The sequence below is a fragment of the Clostridium sp. genome (assembly GCF_051656525.1).
Taxonomy (GTDB): domain Bacteria; phylum Bacillota; class Clostridia; order Clostridiales; family Clostridiaceae; genus Clostridium.
This window is the reverse complement of record NZ_JBOGCC010000314.1, coordinates 1-1,025: the sequence shown is the minus strand read 5'-3', so window position 1 is coordinate 1,025 and position 1,025 is coordinate 1. Positions and strand designations below refer to the sequence as shown.

The following is a 1,025-nucleotide window of genomic DNA, read 5'->3' as shown; positions in this document are numbered from 1 at the left end:
GGTTTAATATCTTAGTTAATAAAGAGATTATTTATAAAAAAAGGGGTATTGGTATGTTTGTAAAAAAGGGGAGTTCTCAAATTTTAATGGAGCAAAGAAGAGAGCAATTTTTAAAAGGATTTATACTTCCAATTATTGAGGAAGCTAAAAGACTTAATATTTCAGAGGATGAGATTATAAATATGATAAAAAAAGAGAGGTAAGTTATGGGCATAATAAGGATTGAGAATTTAAATAAAAGGTATGGTAATAAAGTGATTTTTAAGGATTTAAGCTTGGAAATTGAAGAAAATAAGATTTATGGCTTACTTGGAAGAAATGGAACGGGTAAAACTACACTTATAAATTTAATTACAGATAGAATAAATAGAGATGCTGGAAAAGTGACTATTAATGGGGAAGATGTTCATTTATGAAAACTATGAAAGTTGCAAAGTTTAATACATGTGTAATAGGAAAAGGGCTTCCTATATTTTATGGAATATTCTTAGGGGTAGAATTTTTATTATTCATTATAACAAAAATTATATTTTCAGAGTCAGGTGGAATGTCAGGAATTGAATTTGTAAGTATTGGATATTTATTTGGTTGTGGGCTAGGAGTTTTTAAGACACATTATTATTTTACTAAAGGAAGTGGAATCTCAAAACTTTCATTTATAAAGGGATTAATAGTTTCAATAGTCCCTTTAGCCTTTATTGTAGCCGTTATAGATATTATAATAAATAAAATTACTAATATGTTTATGCCAAGTATATCAATCTATGATATGTCTTATGGACTTAGTGGGAGTGCTACTGGTTTTACTAGAATTTTAGAAACTTTAATTTTTCAATTTATGTTAGCAATTGTTGCATATTTAATAGGTATAGTTTTATCTATGATATTTTATAAGGCAAATAAAATAATGAAAATTATTCTAGGAGTTTTACCATTTATATTAATTATGCTATTAAATTTTCTCATATTTACAAATGTAGAAATAGCTCAGTGGATTTTTTCAAAGACTGCATTTCTATTAGGAT

The 1,025-nt window shown here is 26.2% G+C and carries 2 protein-coding genes and 1 pseudogene; all 3 read left to right on the top strand.

Going from position 1 to position 1,025, the window contains the following annotated elements:
* A pseudogene (locus tag ACRDDY_RS15625) lies at positions 1-203 on the top strand (GntR family transcriptional regulator); the annotation flags it as partial.
* Positions 204-206: 3 nt separating this feature from the next.
* Positions 207-416 (top strand): ATP-binding cassette domain-containing protein, encoded by a 210-nt coding sequence (locus ACRDDY_RS15620; protein WP_438565865.1) that lies wholly within the window; start codon positions 207-209, stop codon positions 414-416.
* On the top strand, positions 413-1,025 hold a 613-nt coding region (locus tag ACRDDY_RS15615; protein ID WP_438565864.1), incomplete at its 3' end, for a hypothetical protein. The genes ACRDDY_RS15620 and ACRDDY_RS15615, both read left to right, overlap by 4 nt.

Excerpts from the sequence above, each read along its gene's own strand:
- ACRDDY_RS15620 (WP_438565865.1), top strand. The coding sequence starts at position 207 with ATGGGCATAATAAGGATTGAGAATTTAAATAAAAGGTATGGTAATAAA.